Below are 15,602 nucleotides of genomic sequence, written 5' to 3'. Positions count from 1 at the left end.
GGAAAATAATCCTTGGTATGCCTATTTTTTTACATTTTCATAGCGAAAAAATAGAATTTATGACGTATAGAATATAAGGATTATAATGGCTGATCGTCATCTGATGGGACATACACACAAATATCCTGTATCTGACAATTAAGGATACGGCATAAATCATTAACAGTACGCATGGAAATATCCTTATTGTGTTTTAGACGGTGCATGGTACTATGTGACATGTGATGTTTATTTGTCAGTGTATACCAATTTTCATTTGAATTTTTGAGCGTTTCCCAGAAGGGAGAGTAATCAATCATTAGTTATCCTTCTTTTTTCTTGATAGAATAACCATAAAATATCTTTTTACTCTTGAATATCTTCGCAATGACGAATATAATGGAGCATATAAGAAATTGTGAAAAAAGTGTGAAATAGAATACGGCAAACCCAGAGAAATCTGGCGGCGCAAAACTATAGGGTCTAAGCAAATGTATGACAGCCAGTTGCAATTTGGATGATTAAGGCATTGCTTTTTTCTTATGGAGAAGTGATGTCTTTTTTAAATAATTTTACGGAGAAAGAAGCGTATGATGAAAAAGTTTTTTAAGAAAATCTCTATTTACACGATGACAGCAATGCTTGCTTTTTCAACAGTACCAGGAACAGTACAGGCACATTCTGGAAGAACAGATTCAAGTGGAGGACACCATGATAATAAAAATGTGAGTGGTTTAGGTTCTTATCATTATCATTGTGGTGGACATCCTGCACATTTACATGATGGCGGTGTATGTCCTTATAGTAGTTCTGCTGCTACGTCAGACACATCAACTACTTCTGAGGTGAGTACAACGACATCTGGTGGAATGGGAACTTTTAAATTTAGTGGTGGCGCTGCTGGTTCTGGTGGCGGATCTTTTTCTGGTGGAGCAGCAGACGTAGCTTCTACTTCACAAACAACAACTACAACAGCATCAGCATCTAATGTAATACAATTAAATGCGGGAAATAGTGTTACAATTTCCAAAGACATAATCAAGATTGTGCAGGATGTTTTAAATCAAAAAGGATATGATTGTGGCTCTGTTGATGGTATTGCGGGAAATAAGACTAAAGAAGCTATTAAGAAATTTATAGACGAGAATCAATCAGACAGTACAGATAATGCAATTGTGAATATGGTTGCTAAAGGACTGGGGATTAAATAAAGCAATTACAAGATAAAAGGAAGTATTAACAGACATGAATACCAAAAAATTTTTACCGTTACTCATTAAATCGACTCTTATGTTAACATCAATAGGAATGTTGACTGCCTGTGGAGAATCATCGGATAATACTTATGATTCTTCTGTAACATCTTCAAATAGTTATAATGCATCAGATTACAGTAGTGATTCGTATTCCAGTGATTATGGTTCATCGGATTATGATGACGATTCAAATAGTTACAGTTCTTCTTATGATTCAAATGATTACAGTTCATCAGATTATGATAATGATTATTCAGAAGGACATTCTTATGATAAAAGTGATCCGTTTTACTCTGCCAACGATGTTGATGGTAATGGTAAGTTGACAGACGAAGAATGGCAAAATGCAATGGATGACGCAATAACCTATTACTATTATAAATCACAAGAGGAAAATTGATTTAAATAATATTACGCTATATCTTATATTGACTTCTGTAAAATAAAGCGTAAATTTATACTTAGATGTATGAGATTTGAACATTCACAATCATAACAAAGGAGAACTATATGAATTATATTAAAGAAGAGGATAACTGGATATTTGCAGAATGTTCAGAGTGCAATATGATAATGAAATTCAGAAAGAATGAACTGAGTTTAGATAAATCAAAGAAAACATATACATTAAAAGAACCAGTTGAATGTTTTTGCGGTGAAATGAGTGGCGTTATTACAGATGTGCCAGTAACAGAAGAAAATAAAACAGTTGTATATGCTGCTCCTGCACCATCATATACTGCTCCTACAAAGAATGTTCCGCATTGTCCTACTTGTGGATCTGCTAATATTACCAAAATATCCTTAGGTGCTAAGGCAGTAGGCGGCGCAATGTTTGGAATTTTCAGCAGTAATATAAGGAATAGCTACAAATGTAACAATTGTGGCTATAAATGGTGATGTGCATGGAATACTTTAAGAAATTACAATGTTATAAACCAAAGAAAGCTATTATTGATTCTCCGATAAGTATAGAAGAAGTTGCTTTATTACAAAATTCTGTTGATAAGGACATTCTTGGACGAATAAAATTCATCAATCGTTCACAACAATCCATCATAGCAATTTTTGTTCATCTGAGTGCATTCAACATAGCAGGTGAACCTATTCAGGTAGAAAAAGAACGGTATATTTATCAAGATATGAAAATAAATCCAGGAGAATTGTATGGAAATAAAATTCCATTGCATCTTTCTGATGATACAAGATTGTTAAGCGTAAAATTGGATAAAGTTGTTTTTGAGAATGGAACCATATGGGATGCTTCTACAGGAACAGAATGTGAATATATTACGCAAGAAGAAATATCTATACCAGATATAATTGTTGACGAAATGCGAAAAGAATTATCGACATACTTTCCACACATAGAGTATATTCATTATTACTATGAAGAAGGAGAAAATTTCTGGGAATGTACCTGCGGTAAAGTAAATCATATATCAAATGAAACATGTTCTTTCTGTGAAAATGGTAGAGATGCACAAAAAAAGTATCTTGTGCAAGATAAACTTATTCCTTTGATGGCTCAAAATGCACATGACAAACAAGAAAAGGAAGAAGAAGAGACTCGTAAAATATTAGAAGAAGCAAGAATTGAAAAAGAAAAACGTTTTGCTGAAAGAGAGAAGGAAAAACAACAATTCAAAGAAGTAGAAGCAAAAGATAAAAAAATTAAACTATGTATTTTAATAGTATCATTAATTTGTATTTCTCTTGCGATAATAGTATCGTTTTATCAGAGAAAAAATCCGAATAAAAATACATATAATAACGAACAAGAAATATTGGATTCTGAAAACTCAAGAGAAGAACAAGAAACATTTGATATAAATTCAAAAGAAAAATATAGCAAGGAAATAGTTGAAACAGATCAAAGCGAATATGAAAATAATCGAAAAAATATAGCACAATATTTTATAGACCCAGATTCCAAAGATACTATCATGATATCCAATTTACTTGCTTGCAAAAATAAGGATAGAGAATATTTTGAAAAATATACAGGTGTAAATTTAGCTAATTTAGAAACTTATGAGCCAGATTCGCCAAATTTTAATGGGGAATATTCTATTAAATATACCTTAAATGACATTACTTTATTTGACCAAAGAGGATTTTTAAATATCTATTTCAAAAAAGAAAATACAGAAGCGGACTATTTGTTGGATGAGATTTCCTTTTCATTTGATAAGCAACCGGATGATCGGCAAGAATTTTGTATTTCTAATGTAAAAAAAATGCTTGGAAAGGATTATGATTCTTATCAAGATGATCCTAATTATGGAATTTATTGTTCTTGGGAATATGAGTTTTTAAAAGTAACTATTTTAGATGTTGCCTTTAATACAGATGTAGCAACTACAGATATCTGTTTTTCTTGAAATTGAATTTTATATAAGAGAGCTTGATAGTGGTTCGAACCACTTCGAAATTTACTCATATCATGAAAATGGAACACATCCACCCCATACAGACACAAGCTCTTTTCTCTGAAATGTAAACCACCCGGGGTATACCGTTTCTGTATCCTATTATCATTCAGGCAATCAGAACCAGACATCAAGATAGCACGATACCACTAGAAAAAAGTGTATACAATCTACAATCCATATTTTGATCCATCGACTGCCAGAATATAATAAGCCCGTAACATTCTAATTTATATATCAGATAGCACGGAGAAATCAGACCGCCCCATATAGCTTATAAGAATAGACACAGGCAGCAGAGAGACAACGGCGTTTTACAGACAGGACATAGAACAATATCCCCGAATAAGCAAACTGGATCATAACAAAAAATAAAGGCTAGGAGAATCACGCTGGGTTCTCTTAGCCTATTTTTTTACGCTTCACCAATGATGAAATTAACTGCCTTTTCTGCTTTGCTACTTGCTGATACTATAAATTTGTTGTCGTTCTTGAGAACCTTCAACCAACTCTGGATATACGCTGCACTGTTACGGAATGTCTTAGGCGTTTCAATTCCTAATAGATTCATGAGAGATGCGCTTCCGATTTCTGCAACCAACTCTTCCTTGCTGTAAGTCTCTGATCCGAAAGCTGCAACAGCTCCGGTCTGTAATCTGTTTAACCTATTCTTGTGTCCGGTGCTGTGTGTCAGCTCATGAAATATTGTGCTGTAATATTCGTTGATGTTCTTATACTGTTCTTTAAGTGGTACGACTACACTATCATCTGATGGCCTGTAATATGCTCTATTGCTTTTACATTCTGTGAAGTTCAAATGTTCTCTATTGATATAGTCTGTGATGATCTTATCTGCTTCTTCAATTGGCTCTATCGCATCGTTGAGCTGTTCAGATGCAAGTGGCTCAACTCCTTCAACCTGAGAGATATGAAATACATTGTAATATCTCAATAAAGGTATCTTCTTGGTTTCTTTCTCGCCTGTCTCTGGGTTTGTTTCTTCTGCTTCAAAGATTTTCCAGAAAACAACGATTTCTGATTTCTCACCTTTGCGGACATGGCCTCCAAGCTCTTGCCACTGTTTAAATGTGGCATATTCACCGGAATGTTGGAGAAGCATCTGATTTAATAAGCTATATGGTCTCTTGCTGATCCGGTTAAATGCTCCTGATCTCACGCCAGTCCACGGCTTTTCCCACGGGATATTACCTTTTTCCAGTTCTGCAATAATTCTTGCTGTTACCATTTCATATACATTTGCTTTTGCCATTTGCCTTACCTCCATGTGATTTATTATGAGATAATAGTACACTATAATATGTACTATGTAAATTGACATAGTAAACAAAAATATGTACATAAAATTATTAAAAGTACACTATTATATTTACAAACATAAGTAAATCAAAAAATAAATTGAATTGTAAAATAAGTTATGATATGATTCATATATCGAAGTGATTGAACAGTAAAAGGAACGGTGATAATAAATGTTTGCACAAACTGTGAAAGATATAATTGAAGATAATAAAAATAATGGTAGAGTAATTAATCAAAAAGATCTCGCAGAAATTTTAGGTATGACAAAGCAAAGTTTTTCTAATAAGATGCAAAGAGATACATTTACAGTAGCAGATGTTGTTAAGATTGCAGATTATTTAGGTATGCAGTTAATTCTTAAAGGCGAAAATGATTACATTATAAAATAGAGTATTCTTATAATAGTAAATGATTAAAGAGAGCAATGATAAGTTGCTTTCTTTTTTTATGTCCTAAAATAAGTACACAAAAAGATGTACAAAATACCTAAATTAAAGTAAATTATTTTGTGTACTTTACCAATTTACAAAGTACATGAAATAGTGTACTATAATCTCAACAACAAAACAACAGCAACACACAAGCAACCGGATAGCCGAAAGCTTCCAATACTTGAAACCATATACCTGTGATGCTTCGCAGTGGTCAAGCAAATAGTCAGGAAGATGATTCAAGGGTTGCAACATAAGAGATCAATTCACAGGAGGATAAAACATATGTGTAGAACAATGAACGAACTTGAGAAGGTTGTAGCAGATTACAGAGGACTGAAAGCTATGAAAGAACAGCTTGACGAAGAATTAAAAGCTGTGGAACGTGAGATCATCGGTTATCTCGATTCCAATGAGAAGCTTTCCGAAACCGGTAACGACTTCACAGTAAAGATTTCCACCTGTGAGCGCCGGACAGTTGATACAAAAAGATTGGAAGCGGATCTTGGTAACCTTGCAGAGTATCAGAGAGTTAGCCAGTACCGCAGATTATACGTTAAATAAGAAGCTGATCCTTCCGGTGGAGGTTAACCGGAGAAAGGACAACATGATGTTAAACATCTTTAAGCGCAAGAACAAACCGGATCACAATAAACAGTCTGCTGAGATCAGAACGATTCATAAGAATATGAATGCAGCTGCGGATCAGTACGAAGCAACTCGGCAACAATTACTGAAGAATCTGGAACTGATTAACACGATCTTATAAAGTGGTCATAGCCACTATAAACAGGGCTTTAAGCTATGAGCGTTCCCACTCTTACAGGGTGGGAGGTAGTCAAAAGAACAGGAGGACATACATAATGATGTATTCAGAGTTTATTGAACACAGCAATTTCACAGAACAGTATATCTCATTTACAGAGTATACAACTTTCATTGAGCCAATCTACATGGCTGCGGATCAGATTCCTACAAAGCAGGAGTTTATAGCACTGCTGAGAGATGCTTTTAAGGCTCTTGTAAATCCTGTAGTTGAGAAAGCTATGCATAGTTTATCACTTGAAGACAAGCTTATGTATCTTGAATGTGGTTCTCAACAGGTGCAGGAGTATCTTGAAAGAATCGACTTTGAAGCCCGTAAACTTGCATATCAGTATTTAAAACTGATGCTTACATTATAAATTACATTCGCTGTGCTATCGGCATGACGGGCAAGGAGGACAGAAATCATGAGAAAAACAGAAACAGTGATGACCTATGACCAGTGGGAATATAGATTCAAGAAAGCACTCAAAAAGACAATTAAGCAGAAACTGAATACAGCATTACAGTATGTTGCTTTTTTCATTCTCATGGTTGGCTTTCCTCTGGGAATGATTGCACACTGGTTATTGTTTGGATATTAAGAGAAGGGAGAAACGTATGGATGAGCAGAAAATGCGTAAAGGTTTGGAGAATACAAAAGTAACAGGAACGTTTGCTGTTACATCTAAAAACGGAATTATCCGTAATATTGGAAACAGTACTATCATGCAACCTAAAGTACAGTTCTGTGGTAAGCCTATGAAATGGTTTGACGATAGCAAATTATTGAAGAAGAAACAGAAATAAGAAGAGAAGTATATACATATGGGAGAATGCTTGTGTGTTCTCCCTGAAATATAGACAACAGGAGGATTATAAGAAATGGCAGTAAAATATCCAAAATTTAACGAGTTAAAGAAGGAGCCAGCTTTTAACTGGTTGGTAAAATCCGAGGGTGAAGATTTTAAAACTAATAAGGCAATCATTCGCTTAGATATGTTTCATCCAAACAGGAAAGTAAGTATTTCAAACGATATGAAGAAAGCTATTTTAACACTGTTAAAAAAGTATATAGATGTAGAACACAATCCATGCACAGATGTAACCATTAATGTAGAGTTGCAAAAGGTATTTGATCGTAACAGCAAGCGGAAACCTAAAACGGAAATCTACTACATCCTGTGCGTCACTGTTAAGAAAATGAATGGTGAAACTTGTAATTTAAAACATACAATGGAGATTCATAACGTAAAAGGTTCTGGATTATTATATAAATCCTGTAAAATTTATGCCTATGACTCATTGAAACAGTTCATTCTTAAGTAAAAGATGGAGGTGTAGCGGTTGTATACTGTAAAAGATTTTGATCTTTTAACAGGAGAATTAAATTGGTCAACGGGAGAATTTGACTATTCCCGTGACTCTCCTAAAATTATCACGCTTAATCTTTTTGCACCTGAACGAAGAACAATACTTCCATATGAGATTAAAGAGCAAGTTGAAGTCCTGGTGCATGATTTGGTACAGCGGTATCAGATTAAGACTGAAGAAGTGTTTCTTCTGGTAAAAATGAGCAAGATATATAATATAAAAGAAACACAGAATCTGTGCAAGTACAATATTGTTACAACTCTTTATTGGAAAGATATTGATAGCTTTTGTTCACATGAAGAAAATACAGAGATTACTACTCAGAGTAATGAAAAGCTGTATACTGTTTGCAGAAATTATTTCCGTAATGAGATGGAAAAAGTATTATTTGCATAGGAAAATATAAATAAAGGGATTGGGAAATCTTAAGATATAGGAACGGAAAATATAAAACATAGTGATTTAGTATGAAATAAACTATTCTTTGTAATATTTGGCGGTATTACAGGGAATAGTTTTGCTGTATATGGTGTTCGAGAATCCTAGGATATTCAATAAACACAAGGGTTTTTCGGAATCATATGGTATATAGTTGTGGAATATTGTGTAAACTTCGAGGATAGTCAGTAATAGCAAGGGATTATGAACTAATTCCTGGTAAAATAGTAGGAATTAATAAGGTGAAAAAACTATATACGTTGAAAATACAACGAAGAACGAAATTAAATACGAACTATTTTTCATGATTTTGGTATAATGCAGGAAAATGAGAAAAGTGCTGAAAAGCCTTGATTTATAAGGCTATCTGGGAGTTTTCAGTTTATAAGAAATAGTTTGATAATCAAAGTAAATATCAAGGATTGTTGTTCGTGATTAAAATATTTTTGGGTTATGAGAGAGTGACACTACACAATATATAGTATATACAACATGAATAATATACAACATATAGCACATCAAAAACCAATTACATACAATATATACCACATAAAACACCAACATTATCCCTGCTGCAACATCAATACATTATTATTCCTGTTTATAATAATTGTCACCAGATGACAATTTTACGGCATTTTGCCAGAATGTTAAACAAATCATTCTATACTGGGTGAGGTTCTAGCAGACCCTACCCTTATATATTCATTCAGAAAATCGCCATTACAGAAAAATATAGACCTATATATGAAAAACAGGCGAAAGAGAATAAACAAAATGCAATGATGATAGCAAGACAAAATAATGAGAATAATAAGAATGAACAGTTTTCGCAGATTTCTTCAACAACTGTCGATTCTAAAAGTAAAATTGATGTGCGTGCTAAATTAGCAGAAACAGCAGGTGTATCAACTGATACATATTCCAAAGGAAAGAAAATATTAGATTCCGACAACGAGAAACTAAAGCAAGAAGTTCTTTCAGGTGAAAAGAGTATCAACGCAGGATATAAAGAATTAACTGGAAAGAAAGAGAATTAGTATATATAACCGTTCCCAAATCTGGGAACGCTATCATATCACTTTCAGAAAATCAAATTAGTTATAATTCTGAAACCGTTTCCCAAAAAGGAAACGCTTATCAGTTCACAAAAATACTAAGGTAGTCATTCTGTGAACAAATTTAAAAAGACTGCCGGTTAGTAAGAGAGTTTAACACGACAGTCTTAAAAGAAATTTATCCGACTTTTTTACCATCAATTACAGTAAAATTTCTTGCGCGGTTTTCTTTTTCAAGTTCTCGCATTGCAATGTCAGCAACACGTTCTGCAAATTTACGATGATGTTCATCCCAACCACCATCGTCCTTTATGATATGTTGTTGAGCAGCAGCGCCGTAAATTGTGCGTCCATCAGGCATTTTGGCAGATAATCTTGACATATGATATGACCTCCTAAACGAAAATATTGTGCTATACATTATAGATCACATAAATAAAAAGTCAAGAATAATTATATTAAAAAACAATAAAAAATATTTCTGATACCTTTGCTTTATGATAAAGAAATATATATGAGCTAGATTTAGTTATAGATTCAACCCCTCACAGAATCAATTCTATGCCAGAAATCCTTATATATAGACTTAAATTCTGGACGGAAACCATCTACCCTAACAACTTTACCCTTAAAGCATTTGCATTGAAATTTGATGGTTATTTCATTAATATATTGTAAAGAAATGAGTATAACACGACTGCTGCTGTGATGATATTTATATCTGCTTTGTCAGAATCAAAAAACAGGTTGCTGAACAGACATGATCTATATTATAATGTACATATAACCAAACTCACTTGGAGGTGATAATATGCCATTACTTAAAGAGGAATATAGAAAAGAAGAGAAAATTAATGGTGTAATCTATAATATGTCACCATCACCGAATTATCAGCATGGAATTGTTGACGGTAATATTTATTCCATCATAAAGGCAGGATTAAAAGGCAGCTTGTGTTTACCCTTTATGGAGAATCTGGATTATAAATATCATCCACAAGAGAATAATGATTATGTAATCCCTGATGTAATGATCGTTTGTGATCGCAAGCATTTGAAAGGTGGTTCTTATACTGGAACACCTAGATTCATCGTGGAAACTCTTAGTCCTGCAACTGCATTAAGGGATATGACCGTAAAAAAAGAAATTTATCAAAATGCAGGTATATCAGAATATTGGATTGTTTCGCCAAAAGAAAGAGCCGTACAGATTTACTATCTCGAAGATGGCAAATATGAGTTAAAGGATAGCTGTATTCTCCAAGATGATCCAGATGAAGACCACTACAATGCTGATACAGTGATAACACTAAGAGATTTCCCAAATATTTCTATGACATTGGCAGAAATGTTTGAGAACGTAGAATAAAGATTAAATAATAGACGATTTTACAAAAGAGGATTTTCATATACAAATAGTAGTATAGAAAATTCTCTTTTTTTATAAAAGGAGCTGTCAAATAATGAGTATTATAAATTTTTTTGTAGAATTTACACCGTGGTTAAAAGAATTTGTTTTTGATCAAATACTTACAGAGATAATTAATGTGCAAATTATGCTTAAACGGAATGCCAGTTCCGCTACTGCGGAACTGCTATTCCATTTTTAACGGTACGAAGTACCGCTAGATGATATCATTCTGTTTCACGCATATTTATACCGTTCATCTCCAGACGATATGTATGATGTTTATCTGTGATTCGTGTAAGGCACGCATCAGCGTAGGTATTATCAGCAAACATATCAAACCATGTACTGACTGGAAACTGTGAGATGACTACAGTTGATTTTCTTCCATCCCTGGTGTCAAGGACTTCAAAAAGATCCCGGCATTTATCAAGATCGAGATCTATAAGGCCGAAATCATCGATCACAAGCAGATCCAGCTTGGTCAGTTTATTCAGGTAATCCAGATTTGTGGATTTGATGCGTGCCTGTTCCATTTCACTCATAAGTGTGTTCGCTTTTATATACTTTACACTCTTGGACTGCTTCATTGCAGTTATGCAAAAAGCATTGATCAGATACGTTTTTCCACTGGCAGAAGAACCTGTTACAATGAGATTTTTTCCTTCTTCTATCCAATGGCAGGTACTCAGACGTTCTATTGTCTGGGTATCAAGCTGACGTTCTGGACGGTAAATGGTTTCATCAAGATCTGCCGCCGGGTATCGCAGATGTGCTTTTTTCATCAGACGATTAAAGCGTTTATCTGCCCGTGCCTGCCACTCTGCATCAACCATTGCTGTCATGCGTTCCATAAACGTGTTCAGATCTGCATTGGGATCTTTCATCTGTTCTTCCAGGATATGTGCCATTTCCGGAACGCGGAAACTCTTCAGACGCATGATCAGAGCTTGTTCCTGGGGTGTTAATGTAATGTCATGGGATGAACTCATTTGTATGCCTCCTTTCCACGGATGTTTGTATGGGAAGGAAGTTTTCCGTTTATACCGCTGCTGGAATGATTATTCTGGACCATGCCAAGCACTTTCTTGAAATAAGAATACTTGCAGGCATTAGCTTCTACGCATTTCTCAGCAGCCTCCCGAACCAGTCGGTGAGGAACATCCTTACAGGAATGGAGTACACCGGCACAGCTGTTGTATGCCTGTTCCTCGTGTTTGGAACTGCGGAGTATCCTGTCAATAAGAGTTACCATAGATTCTCCATAGACAGATGCCCACCGTCTGTAATAAGCTCCGTCATGTGCATTCACTTCTTTGTAATACAGGTGTTCTGGTGGCATATGACTGTCATCTGTAATGTAAAGAGGAAAATCACGATAAGATCTCGGATGTCGGCAGATCAGCCGGTTATACTCGTCGCAGATCCGTATCTCCGTCATGGTAGCCTTAAGAATTGCAGACTTCCCCTTATAGGTATACAATACAGAATAGTAGTGGGCATCATACTCAAGGTGGTAATTATCTGGAACTTTAAGAAAGTATTTATAATCACAAAGTGTATAACTTTCGCCTGGAAGCTGGTTCATACGCGGTTTGTCATACTTTTCAAATCCATTCATGCGGGATTTCCGAATGTCAGATTTTTTCTGGAAAGGACGCTGGTTGATGTCCGCTACGATCTTTTTGACCGCAGCATTCAGGGCTTCCAGAGAGGTATAAGTGTTTTTCTTTAATTCTTCTACCAGATGCGTTTCTAAGAAACGCACATGATTTTCAACGGTCGGTTTGCCTTTCGGTTTCCTTGGCGGCGGAGGCAGAATGACCGTATCATAGAAGGTCTCCAGATCTGAAAAGGCTGACTGCAGCACAAGTTCATCTTTGCTATGCATGGTAACAGCTGTTTTCAGATTGTCCGGGACAAGATATTTAGGAACTGCCCCATAATAAGACAGTGCGTGTACTGTGCCGGCAATAAAATGTGGAAGTTTTTCATCCAGAAAGATTTCTGCATAAACAAGGCTGCTAAAACCAAGTGTAGTCGTAAAAATGTGAACTTTCCGAAGTTCGCCAGTTGCTGTGTCCAGTAGCAGTTCCGGCTGGTCGCCTACCCAGTCAATATACATCTTTTCACCAGGGATCCGTTCCACAGGCATAGATGTTTTTGAAGTACCATAAGTATCTACCATAAAATCACGATACAGCTTATAAAACTGGGCAAGCTGGTAACCATTGGGATGCTCTTTTTTATAATCGATCCATAGAAAGCTCAAGTCGGCATGCTTTCCCATTTGGATCATTTGCTCATGTATTTTTTCAAAATCAGGTAGTGGAATGTCCTTATGTCGAAGGTTTTCTTTTGGATAGATGAGATCAACAACCTTTGCGGGTGGCATTTGCCGAAGATCATCCAGTGATAATCCTGAATCATTATAGCGGTTCATGATCAATGCAATCCCGCTCCGTCCAATCCGGTAACGTTTTTGTACGGCGTCATAACTGACTTTACTGAGTCGAAGTTCTATGACTCCAAGAATAGTATTGTAGTCGTGCATAATAGTTCCTCCTTTGCACAGTGATGAATAATAGTTACATCACAATAATAAAGGAAAAACGTACCGCTTTGAGCAGAAAACGCATACCGCTAAATCAGAATGGATGTACCGGTAATTTCAGAATAGGCGTACCGTTCGAGCAGAATTTGCATAATTAATGCAACTAAAAATAGACTTTTTAATGGTCATTTAAAGAAAATTGAAAAAGGAAAATTTGAGATTGCATATACTACTGTTGGGTATAAATATTGGGAGAAAGATATTCCATGTAATGGGGATTATCTTTTAGATGAAACTGGATTACCAATTCGAAATATGGGACAAACTGGCGTAGATATTTTACATATGGATGTTTTTGTAAATGGAAATCAAACAAGAAATATAACTTACAAGGAAGGAGAAGATCATTATTCAACAGGTGAGATTAATTCTACAAAAAATGTAAATTTAAATCTAAACGAAATTGATAAAAAACATAATGAATTAAATGTTGTAATAATATTATTAATGAAATCTGATAAAAATATGTATGTTCAAGAAATAACCATAAAATTTCAACGTTGCGATGAAAACAGGTGGCGTAGAATTTCGTGTAATACAGATATATTTTTTAAGAAATCAAAATTGGATTTGGAAATAAAACGCATTTCAGAGTCTTGAAAATTTTTGTCGACATGATTTTAAAAGAGATATTTGAAATATGTAATAGACATAATTTAATATGAACAGTATGAAAGCCTCTCAGGAGTTAATCTGGGAGGCTTTTTTCAAAATCATCTACAAAAGAATAAAATTTATTTAATTTCTTTATTACCTCTAAAGGCATTTTCCCTGATATATGAAAAGTTATACCAGAAGATAAAAGTCTGATTTTGCCTAGTAGTATATATCCATCTGTTAATTGATCATCAATTGATATTTTTGGAAAAGGCAAGGATAATCCTCTTGATACAGGTGACACGGATGCTAATGTATAAATATAATTAACTGCATTATCAATGAGATTTGTAAAAGTTAATTGAGGATTTTCTTCTTTTTTTACTATGACATAACAGTGTTTTTGAATTTTACCTTTAGTTTGTTTTGCGGAAATAGAAACGTCTGAATAATTAAAGCTATCAATTGTAAGAATAGTTCCAACCTCAAGATCATGGGAGCTGTCAGTATTTAATTTTATATCTGGGATATGCTGGACGACATCTTCTATTTTACAATGATATTCATTGCATATTTTATCAACAGTAGTCAATGTAATTGGTTCGTTTTTTCCCATTTTAGCTAGTGTGGCATTTGATATTCCTATCGACTTGGCAAATTCCATTTTACTAATTGCCATTTCTTTTAACATTTTCCATAAGGGATCGTATGAAAGAGCCATAAAGTTTCACCTCCATCTTTCTTTATATCTTAGATACATAATATCACTAATTTGCGTAAAAGTAAAACTGAATTTAAAAAAGTAGAATAAATATGTTGACAGAATAGAATCCATGAGTTACAATAAGCTCATAAAAACAGAACAAGATGTATAAAAACAGAAATAAAGGAGCGTGATAAACTTAACCATAAACCTAATCAAATCGTAACATTATAGATTGATACAAACAAATGTTCGATGATATAATGGCGTTACGGCAAATAAAAAAGGAAAGTAACAGCATCTCCTACAACGCTGAAACTTCCCTTTAGTTTGGAAAGAGCTTCCTACGACTCAATCCAATATGTAATTGTACAGGCATCACGAATGAAGTCTATACTTTTCCTTAGACAAGATAAAGTATATCATTAATTTCATTTTTGTGCAAGTCTGCACAATTTATTTCCAAATAAAAAATTTAAGGGCAGCGAGATATGACAGGTAAGCTATGTACTTTTGTACATTTGCAGATCGGTTTATTTCCTGTATCCAAATGTACTATGAAAACTGAATAACAGGAGGATCGCACTATGATAATAGATTATTTTCTATACCATTTATAAAAATGGTGTTGCTTTTGGATTCTTGGGTTATGCCAAGGGAGAAAGTGCATCTATAGGCATAAAGAAATGATAATTTGAAACTTGGATTTCATCTTGATTATGAGGAGAAATTATATGAGTAAGACATGGGAAAATAGAGCATTGTCAAAATCTAAAGTGGCATTGGTAGAAATGCAGCGCCAGTTAGAAATCATATCTAAAGATGTAGAACAGGCAAGTAAAAAAAATCAATTAGACCTGTTGCAGAAAATTGATATTATTGAGGACTGGTATGCACTTTATCATATTGTATGTAAAGAGCATAATTTTGAGTGCAAGGATTGTCCTTTTATAGAAACTGCAACTGAGGAATGGGATTCAGACACAAACAGTTATGAAACTTATTATGATTGTAAATTTGAGTTTGGATCTGGATATGCAGGTGACATAATACCATACATTGAAAAGTATCGAGAAAAAATCGACAGATATAAAAAGAAAGAAGATGAAGAACAAATCTATACTTCGAGAGGATGGCATAAGAGATATCAATAAGTAAAACTTGATTCCGTTTTAAGTTATAATATGG

Annotated in this window: 22 protein-coding genes and 1 riboswitch; of the genes, 16 read left to right on the top strand and 6 right to left on the bottom strand. The window is 34.4% G+C overall.

All coding sequences use genetic code 11. The features are described from left to right. Nucleotides 1–80: 80 nt before the first annotated feature. Nucleotides 81–299, bottom strand: a complete 219-nt coding sequence (locus NQ489_RS17855; RefSeq protein WP_084449131.1) for a helix-turn-helix domain-containing protein — start codon at nt 297–299, stop codon at nt 81–83. A gap of 113 nt (nt 300–412) precedes the next feature. Further along, a riboswitch (cyclic di-GMP riboswitch) is annotated at nt 413–493 on the top strand. Nucleotides 494–608: 115 nt separating this feature from the next. Here NQ489_RS17855 and NQ489_RS10755 point away from each other — a divergent pair. The 4 genes from NQ489_RS10755 to NQ489_RS10740 all read left to right on the top strand — a co-directional run bounded on the left by NQ489_RS10755 (nt 609) and on the right by NQ489_RS10740 (nt 3,619). After that, a complete protein-coding gene (locus NQ489_RS10755) occupies nt 609–1,190 on the top strand; it encodes a YHYH domain-containing protein (protein WP_227945649.1) in 582 nt (193 codons plus the stop codon). A gap of 34 nt (nt 1,191–1,224) precedes the next feature. Beyond that, on the top strand, nt 1,225–1,635 hold the full coding sequence (locus tag NQ489_RS10750) for a hypothetical protein (RefSeq protein WP_044961101.1): 411 nt from the start codon (nt 1,225–1,227) through the stop codon (nt 1,633–1,635). A gap of 110 nt (nt 1,636–1,745) precedes the next feature. After that, nucleotides 1,746–2,135 carry a hypothetical protein gene (locus NQ489_RS10745; RefSeq protein ID WP_021650899.1) on the top strand — a complete coding sequence of 130 codons (390 nt, stop codon included), beginning with the start codon at nt 1,746–1,748 and terminating at the stop codon, nt 2,133–2,135. A 5-nt stretch (nt 2,136–2,140) separates the two neighbouring features. Next, entirely contained in the window at nt 2,141–3,619 is a 1,479-nt protein-coding gene (locus tag NQ489_RS10740; RefSeq protein WP_044961099.1) for a cell envelope integrity protein TolA, read from the top strand. A gap of 463 nt (nt 3,620–4,082) precedes the next feature. Here NQ489_RS10740 and NQ489_RS10735 read toward each other — a convergent pair whose 3' ends face one another. Then, nucleotides 4,083–4,937: an ArdC family protein gene (locus NQ489_RS10735; RefSeq protein ID WP_044961097.1), complete on the bottom strand. Its 855-nt coding sequence runs from the start codon at nt 4,935–4,937 to the stop codon at nt 4,083–4,085. A gap of 220 nt (nt 4,938–5,157) precedes the next feature. Here NQ489_RS10735 and NQ489_RS10730 point away from each other — a divergent pair, with 220 nt between their 5' ends. From NQ489_RS10730 to NQ489_RS10690, 9 genes are all read left to right on the top strand, one after another. Then, nucleotides 5,158–5,376: a helix-turn-helix domain-containing protein gene (locus NQ489_RS10730; RefSeq protein WP_021650896.1), complete on the top strand. Its 219-nt coding sequence runs from the start codon at nt 5,158–5,160 to the stop codon at nt 5,374–5,376. 327 nt (nt 5,377–5,703) lie between these two features. After that, nucleotides 5,704–5,982: a hypothetical protein gene (locus NQ489_RS10725; RefSeq protein WP_044961094.1), complete on the top strand. Its 279-nt coding sequence runs from the start codon at nt 5,704–5,706 to the stop codon at nt 5,980–5,982. Continuing rightward, nucleotides 5,933–6,187, top strand: coding sequence for a hypothetical protein (locus NQ489_RS10720; RefSeq protein ID WP_227945519.1), 255 nt, complete (start codon nt 5,933–5,935; stop codon nt 6,185–6,187). The genes NQ489_RS10725 and NQ489_RS10720 overlap by 50 nt, the downstream gene beginning before the upstream one ends. A 94-nt stretch (nt 6,188–6,281) precedes the next feature. Further along, nucleotides 6,282–6,602 (top strand): hypothetical protein, encoded by a 321-nt coding sequence (locus NQ489_RS10715; RefSeq protein ID WP_021650893.1) that lies wholly within the window; start codon nt 6,282–6,284, stop codon nt 6,600–6,602. A gap of 48 nt (nt 6,603–6,650) precedes the next feature. Then, on the top strand, nt 6,651–6,827 hold the full coding sequence (locus NQ489_RS10710; RefSeq protein WP_021650892.1) for a hypothetical protein: 177 nt from the start codon (nt 6,651–6,653) through the stop codon (nt 6,825–6,827). Between the two features lie 16 nt (nt 6,828–6,843). Next, on the top strand, nt 6,844–7,032 hold the full coding sequence (locus NQ489_RS10705; RefSeq protein WP_044961092.1) for a hypothetical protein: 189 nt from the start codon (nt 6,844–6,846) through the stop codon (nt 7,030–7,032). A gap of 75 nt (nt 7,033–7,107) precedes the next feature. Continuing rightward, the gene (locus NQ489_RS10700; RefSeq protein ID WP_021650890.1) at nt 7,108–7,551 is read left to right on the top strand and encodes a hypothetical protein; all 444 of its coding nucleotides are present in this window, start codon (nt 7,108–7,110) and stop codon (nt 7,549–7,551) included. Between the two features lie 18 nt (nt 7,552–7,569). Then, nucleotides 7,570–7,992 carry a hypothetical protein gene (locus tag NQ489_RS10695; protein WP_021650889.1) on the top strand — a complete coding sequence of 141 codons (423 nt, stop codon included), beginning with the start codon at nt 7,570–7,572 and terminating at the stop codon, nt 7,990–7,992. Between the two features lie 824 nt (nt 7,993–8,816). Continuing rightward, nucleotides 8,817–9,074: a hypothetical protein gene (locus NQ489_RS10690; protein WP_021650888.1), complete on the top strand. Its 258-nt coding sequence runs from the start codon at nt 8,817–8,819 to the stop codon at nt 9,072–9,074. Nucleotides 9,075–9,270: 196 nt separating this feature from the next. Here the strand turns inward: NQ489_RS10690 and NQ489_RS10685 are convergent, their stop codons facing one another. Next, nucleotides 9,271–9,474 carry a hypothetical protein gene (locus tag NQ489_RS10685; RefSeq protein ID WP_044961088.1) on the bottom strand — a complete coding sequence of 68 codons (204 nt, stop codon included), beginning with the start codon at nt 9,472–9,474 and terminating at the stop codon, nt 9,271–9,273. A 429-nt stretch (nt 9,475–9,903) separates the two neighbouring features. Between NQ489_RS10685 and NQ489_RS10680 the strand changes: the two genes are divergently transcribed. Continuing rightward, nucleotides 9,904–10,461 (top strand): Uma2 family endonuclease, encoded by a 558-nt coding sequence (locus NQ489_RS10680; RefSeq protein ID WP_021650886.1) that lies wholly within the window; start codon nt 9,904–9,906, stop codon nt 10,459–10,461. 266 nt (nt 10,462–10,727) lie between these two features. On the opposite strand, the gene NQ489_RS10675 is transcribed toward NQ489_RS10680, so the two are convergent. Next, nucleotides 10,728–11,492 carry an ATP-binding protein gene (locus tag NQ489_RS10675; protein WP_021650884.1) on the bottom strand — a complete coding sequence of 255 codons (765 nt, stop codon included), beginning with the start codon at nt 11,490–11,492 and terminating at the stop codon, nt 10,728–10,730. After that, nucleotides 11,489–13,054 carry a Mu transposase domain-containing protein gene (locus NQ489_RS10670; RefSeq protein WP_021650883.1) on the bottom strand — a complete coding sequence of 522 codons (1,566 nt, stop codon included), beginning with the start codon at nt 13,052–13,054 and terminating at the stop codon, nt 11,489–11,491. Before NQ489_RS10670 ends, NQ489_RS10675 begins: the two co-directional genes overlap by 4 nt. 345 nt (nt 13,055–13,399) lie before the next feature. Here NQ489_RS10670 and NQ489_RS10665 point away from each other — a divergent pair, with 345 nt between their 5' ends. Then, nucleotides 13,400–13,714: a hypothetical protein gene (locus tag NQ489_RS10665; RefSeq protein ID WP_198013384.1), complete on the top strand. Its 315-nt coding sequence runs from the start codon at nt 13,400–13,402 to the stop codon at nt 13,712–13,714. Nucleotides 13,715–13,802: 88 nt separating this feature from the next. On the opposite strand, the gene NQ489_RS10660 is transcribed toward NQ489_RS10665, so the two are convergent. Further along, a complete protein-coding gene (locus NQ489_RS10660; protein WP_021650881.1) occupies nt 13,803–14,432 on the bottom strand; it encodes a helix-turn-helix domain-containing protein in 630 nt (209 codons plus the stop codon). Nucleotides 14,433–15,148: 716 nt separating this feature from the next. Between NQ489_RS10660 and NQ489_RS10655 the strand changes: the two genes are divergently transcribed. After that, nucleotides 15,149–15,568, top strand: coding sequence for a hypothetical protein (locus NQ489_RS10655; RefSeq protein WP_021650880.1), 420 nt, complete (start codon nt 15,149–15,151; stop codon nt 15,566–15,568). Nucleotides 15,569–15,602: the final 34 nt, after the last annotated feature.

The sequence above is a fragment of the Blautia sp. KLE_1732_HM_1032 genome (assembly GCF_025147905.1).
Lineage (GTDB): Bacteria > Bacillota > Clostridia > Lachnospirales > Lachnospiraceae > Blautia_A > Blautia_A fusiformis.
The sequence above is the reverse complement of the archived record's forward strand: the minus strand, read 5'-3'. Positions and strand labels throughout refer to the sequence as shown.

Bases quoted from the DNA above. Each gene is read 5' to 3' on its own strand.
- NQ489_RS10690 (WP_021650888.1), top strand. From the start codon at position 8,817: ATGATGATAGCAAGACAAAATAATGAGAATAATAAGAATGAACAGTTT.
- NQ489_RS10740 (WP_044961099.1), top strand. From the start codon at position 2,141: ATGGAATACTTTAAGAAATTACAATGTTATAAACCAAAGAAAGCTATT.
- NQ489_RS10700 (WP_021650890.1), top strand. From the start codon at position 7,108: ATGGCAGTAAAATATCCAAAATTTAACGAGTTAAAGAAGGAGCCAGCT.
- NQ489_RS10745 (WP_021650899.1), top strand. From the start codon at position 1,746: ATGAATTATATTAAAGAAGAGGATAACTGGATATTTGCAGAATGTTCA.
- NQ489_RS17855 (WP_084449131.1), bottom strand. From the start codon at position 299: ATGATTGATTACTCTCCCTTCTGGGAAACGCTCAAAAATTCAAATGAA.
- NQ489_RS10755 (WP_227945649.1), top strand. From the start codon at position 609: ATGACAGCAATGCTTGCTTTTTCAACAGTACCAGGAACAGTACAGGCA.
- NQ489_RS10710 (WP_021650892.1), top strand. From the start codon at position 6,651: ATGAGAAAAACAGAAACAGTGATGACCTATGACCAGTGGGAATATAGA.
- NQ489_RS10655 (WP_021650880.1), top strand. From the start codon at position 15,149: ATGAGTAAGACATGGGAAAATAGAGCATTGTCAAAATCTAAAGTGGCA.
- NQ489_RS10730 (WP_021650896.1), top strand. From the start codon at position 5,158: ATGTTTGCACAAACTGTGAAAGATATAATTGAAGATAATAAAAATAAT.
- NQ489_RS10705 (WP_044961092.1), top strand. From the start codon at position 6,844: ATGGATGAGCAGAAAATGCGTAAAGGTTTGGAGAATACAAAAGTAACA.
- NQ489_RS10680 (WP_021650886.1), top strand. From the start codon at position 9,904: ATGCCATTACTTAAAGAGGAATATAGAAAAGAAGAGAAAATTAATGGT.
- NQ489_RS10725 (WP_044961094.1), top strand. From the start codon at position 5,704: ATGTGTAGAACAATGAACGAACTTGAGAAGGTTGTAGCAGATTACAGA.
- NQ489_RS10685 (WP_044961088.1), bottom strand. From the start codon at position 9,474: ATGTCAAGATTATCTGCCAAAATGCCTGATGGACGCACAATTTACGGC.
- NQ489_RS10660 (WP_021650881.1), bottom strand. From the start codon at position 14,432: ATGGCTCTTTCATACGATCCCTTATGGAAAATGTTAAAAGAAATGGCA.
- NQ489_RS10675 (WP_021650884.1), bottom strand. From the start codon at position 11,492: ATGAGTTCATCCCATGACATTACATTAACACCCCAGGAACAAGCTCTG.
- NQ489_RS10750 (WP_044961101.1), top strand. From the start codon at position 1,225: ATGAATACCAAAAAATTTTTACCGTTACTCATTAAATCGACTCTTATG.
- NQ489_RS10735 (WP_044961097.1), bottom strand. From the start codon at position 4,937: ATGGCAAAAGCAAATGTATATGAAATGGTAACAGCAAGAATTATTGCA.
- NQ489_RS10715 (WP_021650893.1), top strand. From the start codon at position 6,282: ATGATGTATTCAGAGTTTATTGAACACAGCAATTTCACAGAACAGTAT.
- NQ489_RS10665 (WP_198013384.1), top strand. From the start codon at position 13,400: ATGGATGTTTTTGTAAATGGAAATCAAACAAGAAATATAACTTACAAG.
- NQ489_RS10670 (WP_021650883.1), bottom strand. From the start codon at position 13,054: ATGCACGACTACAATACTATTCTTGGAGTCATAGAACTTCGACTCAGT.